Raw genomic sequence first — 7,124 nt, 5'->3', positions numbered from 1 at the left:
AAGCCCGTCCCCAGAATCGCATCCACCAACAGGTCGGAGGTGGCGATCACCGCCATCATCCCCCCGATGCCCGCGGCATCGCTTACCGCCTCGACGGGAACGCCCATCTTCTGGAGGATTTCCAGGAAAATCTTCGGCTCTCCGGCGGCCTCCTCGAGCGGGAAAAGCGCGAAGACCCGGACCTCGGCCCCACGGTTCGCAAGATAGCGCGATAGGACGAAGCCATCGCCGCCGTTGTTCCCCTTCCCGGCCAGAACCACGACCCGAAGCCCCGGCTTGCCGTAGCGCTCCCAGATCCGCTCCGCGATCCGTCCGCCCGCCGTTTCCATCAGACAGGCGGCCGGAATCCCCATCTCCTCGATTGCGCGGGCGTCGATTCGCGCCATCTCCTCCGCAGTGACGAGGGGTTTCGGCATGGCGAGGTCGCTCCCTAGGCGCCGATCAGGCGGGCCATCTCTCGCACCGCCTGCTCAAAACCGACAAAAACAGCGTGCGCCACGATGCTGTGTCCGATATTCAGTTCTTCGAGGTACGGTAGTCCGACAACCGGCTCGACATTGAGGTAGGTCAGCCCGTGGCCGGCATGCACGCCCAGCCCCAGGCCATGCGCCGTTTCCGCCGCCGCGCGGAGGGCCTTCAACTGCTCTTCGGCGGCATGTCTGCTCCCGGCCTCGGCGTAGCCGCCGGTGTTGAGCTCGATGTAGTCCGCCCCGATCTCGCGCGCGGCTTCGACTTGCTTCCGTTCGGGATCGATGAACAGGCTCACGGAAATTCCGTCCGCGCGAAGCGGCGAAATGAACTCCCGGAGCCTTTCAAGCTGACCGGCGGCGTCGAGTCCGCCCTCGGTGGTGATCTCCTCGCGCCGCTCGGGAACGAGGGTCGCCTGTTCGGGACCGATGTCGAGCGCAATGTCCTGCATTTCGGGGATGGCCGCCATCTCGAGATTCAGCTTTCCGCGCACCACCTGACGCAGAATCCGCAGATCGCGATCCTGGATATGCCGCCGATCCTCCCGGAGGTGGACGGTGATACCCACCGCTCCCGATCGCTCGGCGATCAGGGCAGCGGCCACCGGATCGGGCTCATCGGTCCGGCGCGCCTGGCGGATGGTGGCCACATGGTCCACGTTGACGCACAGCTTGGGCATGATTTCCCCTTGCTTCCACGGAAAGTCCTTCGTTCCAATCGGAGAGGATTATACAGGGATATGGCAGAACCGTTCGACCCCGCGGCGGCGAACCAGCCGCGTATCGGCCGCGGAAAAACGAATCCAAAGGTGCGGCCGGCTAGGCCGGGCCAGGCGCCAAATCGGGAGGCGGCGTCCGCGAGCCCTTCGGGGGCGTGCGCGTTTCTCCGGAAGCGGGTACCGGAGTTTCCTTCGGCGATTTCGGGACCACCTGGCGGTGCTTGGGCATCTCGCCGCTGCCCATCAATGACTTGATGTCCTTGGTGTCGATGGTCTCGTAATCCAGCAGAGCCTGGGCCAGAAGGTCCAGCTTGTCGCGGTTGTCGCTCAGCAGCTTCCATGCCCGCTCGTAGCCCGAGACGACGATGCCCTTCACCTCGTTGTCGATGGCGATGGCCACCTCCTCGCTGTAGTCGCGGCTCTGAGAGAGTTCGCGGCCCAGGAAAATCTGCTCGTGTCTCTTGCCGTAGGCCAGCGGCCCCAGATTGTCGCTCATCCCCCATTCGCAGACCATCTTCCGCGCGAGGTCTGTCGCCGTCTGAATATCCATCTTGGCGCCGGTCGTCATGGTGTCGAAAACGAGAATCTCGGCGGCGCGTCCGCCCATCAGGCAGTCGATCTGCGTCAAAAGATAAATCCGGTCCTCGCTGTAGCGATCCTCCTCCGGAAGCGACCAGGTGCTCCCCAGCGAAAAGCCGCGGGGGATGATCGTGACCTTCTCGACCGGATCGGTGCCGGGGGTGAGAAGCGACACCAGCGCATGGCCCGCCTCGTGATAGGCCGTGTTCCGCTTTTCCTTCTCGTTGAGCACCATGCTCCGGCGCGCCTTGCCCATCATGACCTTGTCCTTGGCGTCCGCCAGATCGACCATGGTGATGGATTGCTTGTTCCGGCCAGCGGCCAGAAGTGCCGCCTCGTTCAGGAGATTGGCCAGATCGGCACCCGCATAGCGCGGCGTTCCGCGGGCGGTGACCTCAAGCTCCACATCGTCGGAGAGCGTGAGATTTCTCGCATGCACTTCCAGTATCGCGAGCCGGCCTTTGATGTCGGGAAGACTCACGACCACCTGCCGGTCGAAGCGGCCCGGGCGCATGAGCGCAGGGTCGAGCACATCCGGCCGGTTGGTGGCGGCGATCAGGATGACGCCATCGTTGGATTCGAACCCATCGAGCTCGACGAGGAGCTGGTTGAGGGTTTGCTCGCGCTCATCGTGCCCACCTCCGAGGCCCGCCCCGCGGTGCCTGCCCACGGCATCGATCTCGTCGATGAAGATGATGCAGGGCGCGTTGGCCTTCCCCTGCTCGAACAGATCGCGCACCCGGGAGGCGCCGACGCCGACGAACATCTCGACGAAGTCCGAGCCGCTGATCGAGAAGAAGGGAACATCCGCCTCGCCGGCGATGCTTTTCGCCAGAAGTGTCTTTCCGGTTCCGGGGGGACCCACGAGCAGGACGCCCTTCGGAATGCGCGCGCCCAGCCGGGTGAACTTTTGCGGATCCTTCAGGAAGTCAACAATCTCCTCGAGCTCCTCCTTGGCCTCCTCGATGCCGGCCACATCCCGGAAGGTCACCTTCTTCTTGGCTGCTTCGTTGACGAGGCGCGCCTTGCTCTTGCCGAAGGAAAGCGCCTTCGAGCCGCCGACCTGCATCTGGCGCATGAAGAAAATCCATACGCCGAGGAGCACCAGCATCGGGAACCAACTCAGGAGCAGGTTCATGTACCAGGAGTTCTGCTCCACCGGCTGGGCGCTGATGCGCACGCCTTTTTTCCGGAGGGTTTCGATGAGAGCGACATCCTTGGGGGCGTAGGTCTGGAATATCTTTCCGCTCACGTACCGGCCGCGGATGTTCTCTCCCTGGATGAGCACTTCGCTGACTTGCCCGTCTTCAACCGTACGCAGGAAATCGCTGTAAATGACGGTACGATCGAGCGTTCTGGCGCCGTTGAAGGCCTGGAAAAGACCCACCATCACCAAACCGATGACCAGCCACAGAGCGAGGTTTTTATAAAATTGATTCAAATCCAATCCTTTCGTAATGGCGACGAGGCAAAACGCACCCCCAACCTAGCAAGAAAACCCCGGTGCGTCTATCAGATAGGGGGGGGGCCGCCGAAACCCCTGTTCTAGGCGGGGGTACGGCCTGCCGGGGCGGAATGCACGGAAAGCCGCAGATAGTTACGGGTCCCCTCCCTGCAACGGAAGTTCTCCGAAATACCGTGCCCCACGACCCAGGCCACCTCTCCGCCGGCCACCAACAGCGGAATGCCGTCGCGTTCGGCCCGGGGAATCTTCTCCTCGATGAAGTAATCCTTGAGTTTCCTGGGTTTCCGTTTCCCCTCCGGCCGGAAGCGGTCTCCCTCCCGGCGGTTCCGCACCACCCAGGGCGACGGAAGGAGATCGGCGTCCAGCAGGACGGCCGCAGACGGCAGCACGGAGACATCCCCCGAGAACAGCTCGGCTTCCACGCTCACCCCGAGCCCCGCGTGATAGGTCCGGCCTGGACAGGCAAGCGGAACCTCCTCGCCCGAGAAAAATTCAGGGGGCGGGAAGGGTCCGAACACCAGCTCATCGTAGATGCGCCGCACCACGGCGCCCCCCGGCAGATCCAGCGACGCCGAGGGCCCGCCTTCCATCACGAGGCCATCCACCCCCTCGCAGAGACGCTCCAGGGGCCGCCTTTTGCCGCCCGCTGCGCGGTCGCACACCCGCTCGAGCGCGATTCGCCACAGGGCGGTCCGCAGCGCCGGGGGCATCTCCCGAACCTCGTCCAGGGAGCAGACAGTGATCCCCCCGCCGGAGTCGGCCAAGTATTTTTCCGCGGCTGCCCGGGCGGCGGCATCGAGGACCTCGGCCGCCCCGCTCAAATGATGCGCAGCCGCCACGATGCGCTCCTGCACATCCATCCCGAGCGCATCCTCCAGCGAGGGAATGACCCGGTTGCGCAAAAGATTGCGGAGCCGCCCCTCGTCCGCGTTCGTTTCATCCTCCACCCATTCCGCGCCCCGGGCGCGAAGGTAGCCCCGAATCTCCTCCCGCGAAAGGGAGAGCATCGGCCGCAGGATGGTGAAGGCGGAAGCGCCGGGCGGATGCGGCTCTGACAGCGGCACGGCCCGCCGCATCCCCGCGAGCCCGCGGATGCCGCTGCCCTCGAACAGGCGCATCAGCACGGTTTCGGCCTGATCGTCCCGGGTGTGCGCCAGCACGATCGCGCGCGCGCGCGCCTCTGCCGCCAATTTGGCCCAAACTTCCCTTCTCGCCTTGCGGGCGGCGGCCTCGAGCCCCGGCCCGGCAGCGGGGTCCACCTCCACCCGGAGGCAGCGGAAGGGGATCTCATGTTCCCTGCAGAACGCCTCCGCGTGCGCGGCATCGCGATCTCCGCGGGCGCCGCGCAGGCCGTGATGAACGTGGACGGCCAGATAGGGAAGCGGCTGTCCCGGATGGTTTTTGCGGAAAATTTCAGACAGCGGAGCGCGGTGGAGTCTCCCCCGCCGGAGAAGCCGACGAGAAGTGGCGCGCCCCATTCATCGAGACGGCATGCGGCACACTCCTTGCGGATTTTTTCTTCGAAACGGCGAATCCGAAGCGAAGGCGTCATGGCGCGGCCCGGGAATCCTCTCCATCCCGAATCGAGATGCCGGGAGCGGAAATTTGGTGGCGGTGGAGGGACTCGAACCCCCAACACCGCGGATATGAGCCGCGTGCTCTAACCGGTTGAGCTACACCGCCAGTGAAACATCATTTAATCAAGGAGATTCTCTCGGCCGGAATATCGCCAGCACGAACATCGCCGAAAGTATATAGAAAAACGCCTTGAAGCCGACGTCATCCAGACGCAGGCCCGCCATGAAGGAAACGTATCCGGCAAAGAGAAGACAGAGTATCTCGATTTCACGGCGCATCACTCACCTGTCTCCTTCCGGGCGCTCTCGTCGCCCTCTTTGGGGTTCTGCGCCGCCTGTTGGGCGAGGCGCAGGTCCAGGGTAAATTCCGGGCAGCTCAGCGCGCCCATCGGCTCGTTGCGCCACTTGAGGCGGCAATCCGCGCGCCAGGCGCACACCGCACACTCGCGAACCCCGGCGTAAGCCATTTTCCATCCCTTCCCCCTCCGGTGAAAAGCCATCTTTCCCGGCGGGAGGGAAATATAAGGGGGTTGCTCTCGGATCGTCAAGTTTTTCAAAGAATCCCGCGCCCTCCGGAGGGGCAAACCCCTACGCCAGCAGGCTGGATTCTTTCTCGATGCGCCCCCGTATCACGCCGGCGGCCTCGCCCAGCGGGATGAACTCCGCCTCGCCCGTCCGCCGCGACTGAAGCTCGACCTTGCCCTCTTTGAGCCCCCGCGGGCCCAGTACCGCCTTGTAGGGGATGCCGATGAGGTCCGCGTCCTTGAACTTCACCCCGGCCCGCTCGTCCCGATCGTCGAGCAAAACCTCCACCCCCTCCGATTCGAGCGCCTTGTAGAGTTTTTCACTCTCCTCAATGCACTGCGCATCGGTCATCTTGGCAGAGATGACGTCCACATGATACGGGGCGATTGGCACGGGCCAGATGATCCCGTTCTCGTCGTGGTTCTGCTCGATGGCGGCGGCGACGGTGCGGCCGATGCCGATGCCGTAGCAGCCCATGACGATTGTCTGCGTCTCGCCGCTCTCATCGAGATAGGTCGCCCCCAAGGGCGCGGAGTATTTTGTCCCCATCTTGAAGACGTGCCCCACCTCGATGCCGCGGCGGATGGTGAGCGCCTCTCCGCAGCGTGAGCAGCCATCCCCCTCGCGGGCCACGGCCAGATCGGCGAAGGCATCCGCTTTGAAGTCGCGGCCCTCTTCTGCTCCCACGTAGTGGTGATCCGTTTCGTTCGCCCCGAGGACGACCCCCCTCGCCCCCTTGAGGGAGGGGTCGGCGAGGATGTAGGCCCCCTTGAGCCCGACCGGCCCGGCGAAGCCGACTTCGGCGTGGGTGAGATTCTCCACCGTCTCCTCATCGGCCAGGTACAGCTGATCGGCAGCGAGGGCGTTTTTGAGTTTCACCTCGTTCAGTTCCCGATCGCCGGGGAGCATGGCGGCCACCGGGCGGCCGTCGGCGACATAGAGCAGGGTCTTTGCCATCCGGTAGGGGGACAGCTCCAGGAACGCAGCGACCTCCTCGATCGTCCGTGCGCCGGGGGTGTGGACCTTCTCCATCTTGCCGCCGTGCTGTTCGGGCAACTGAAGCGTCACCGGCGTCTTCTCCACGTTCGCGGAGTAACCGCAGGCAGCGCAGGCGGTGATGGCGTCCTCGCCGGTGTCGGCCAGCACCATGAACTCGTGAGAGAAGCTTCCGCCGATGGCGCCGCTGTCGGCCTCCACCACGCTGAAGGCAAGGCCGCAGCGGCGGAAAAACCGCTTGTAGGCCTCGACCATCCCCTGGTAAGTGACCTCCGCTCCCGCCTCGTCGCGGTCGAAGCTGTAGCCGTCCTTCATGGTGAACTCGCGGCCGCGGATCACGCCGAAGCGCGGGCGGATCTCATCGCGGAACTTGGTCTGTATCTGGTAGAAATTCAGCGGAAGATCGCGGTAGCTCCGCACCTCGTGGCTGACGATGTCGGTGATCACTTCCTCGTGGGTGGGGCCGAGGCAGAATTCGCGGTCGTGACGATCCTTGAGGCGGACCAGTTCCTTGCCGTAGAGGTCCCACCGGCCGGACTTCATCCAGAGCTCCGCCGGGTTGAGCGCCGGGAGAAACACCTCCTGCGCGCCGGCGCGGTTCATCTCCTCGCGGCAAAGTTGCTCGACTTTCCGCTGGACGCGGAGGCCGAGGGGAAGGAGGCTGTACACCCCGGCGGCAAGCTTGCGGATCATGCTCGCCCGCACCATGAGCTGGTGGCTGATCACCTCCGCTTCAGCCGGCGCCTCCCGGAGGGTGGGGAGAAATGCCCGGGAAAATCTCATTCTTCATCCTTCG

At 64.4% G+C, this 7,124-nt stretch carries 7 protein-coding genes and 1 tRNA gene; all 8 read right to left on the bottom strand.

Annotated features, from left to right (window positions below):
• Positions 1 to 416 (bottom strand): bifunctional ADP-dependent NAD(P)H-hydrate dehydratase/NAD(P)H-hydrate epimerase (locus tag O2807_09865; protein MDA1000801.1); only part of this gene is annotated, 416 nt, incomplete at its 3' end.
• A gap of 14 nt (positions 417 to 430) precedes the next feature.
• A complete protein-coding gene (locus O2807_09860; protein ID MDA1000800.1) occupies positions 431 to 1,147 on the bottom strand; it encodes a pyridoxine 5'-phosphate synthase in 717 nt (238 codons plus the stop codon).
• 139 nt (positions 1,148 to 1,286) lie between these two features.
• Positions 1,287 to 3,206 (bottom strand): ATP-dependent zinc metalloprotease FtsH, encoded by a 1,920-nt coding sequence (gene ftsH / locus O2807_09855; GenBank protein MDA1000799.1) that lies wholly within the window; start codon positions 3,204 to 3,206, stop codon positions 1,287 to 1,289.
• A gap of 104 nt (positions 3,207 to 3,310) precedes the next feature.
• The gene (gene tilS / locus O2807_09850; GenBank protein ID MDA1000798.1) at positions 3,311 to 4,708 is read right to left on the bottom strand and encodes a tRNA lysidine(34) synthetase TilS; all 1,398 of its coding nucleotides are present in this window, start codon (positions 4,706 to 4,708) and stop codon (positions 3,311 to 3,313) included.
• Between the two features lie 128 nt (positions 4,709 to 4,836).
• Positions 4,837 to 4,913: transfer RNA gene (locus tag O2807_09845), tRNA-Met, on the bottom strand.
• 17 nt (positions 4,914 to 4,930) lie between these two features.
• A complete protein-coding gene (locus tag O2807_09840) occupies positions 4,931 to 5,089 on the bottom strand; it encodes a hypothetical protein (protein ID MDA1000797.1) in 159 nt (52 codons plus the stop codon).
• On the bottom strand, positions 5,086 to 5,274 hold the full coding sequence (locus tag O2807_09835; GenBank protein MDA1000796.1) for a hypothetical protein: 189 nt from the start codon (positions 5,272 to 5,274) through the stop codon (positions 5,086 to 5,088). Before O2807_09835 ends, O2807_09840 begins: the two co-directional genes overlap by 4 nt.
• A gap of 121 nt (positions 5,275 to 5,395) precedes the next feature.
• Positions 5,396 to 7,111 carry a proline--tRNA ligase gene (locus O2807_09830; protein ID MDA1000795.1) on the bottom strand — a complete coding sequence of 572 codons (1,716 nt, stop codon included), beginning with the start codon at positions 7,109 to 7,111 and terminating at the stop codon, positions 5,396 to 5,398.
• Positions 7,112 to 7,124: the final 13 nt, after the last annotated feature.

The sequence above is a fragment of the bacterium genome (assembly GCA_027622355.1).
Lineage (GTDB): Bacteria > UBA8248 > UBA8248 > UBA8248 > UBA8248 > JAQBZT01.
Note: the sequence above shows the minus strand (reverse complement) of the source record. Positions and strands in the feature narration are given on the sequence as shown.

Bases quoted from the DNA above. Each gene is read 5' to 3' on its own strand.
- O2807_09830 (MDA1000795.1), bottom strand. From the start codon at position 7,111: ATGAGATTTTCCCGGGCATTTCTCCCCACCCTCCGGGAGGCGCCGGCT.
- tilS (MDA1000798.1), bottom strand. From the start codon at position 4,708: ATGGGGCGCGCCACTTCTCGTCGGCTTCTCCGGCGGGGGAGACTCCAC.
- O2807_09860 (MDA1000800.1), bottom strand. From the start codon at position 1,147: ATGCCCAAGCTGTGCGTCAACGTGGACCATGTGGCCACCATCCGCCAG.
- O2807_09835 (MDA1000796.1), bottom strand. From the start codon at position 5,274: ATGGCTTACGCCGGGGTTCGCGAGTGTGCGGTGTGCGCCTGGCGCGCG.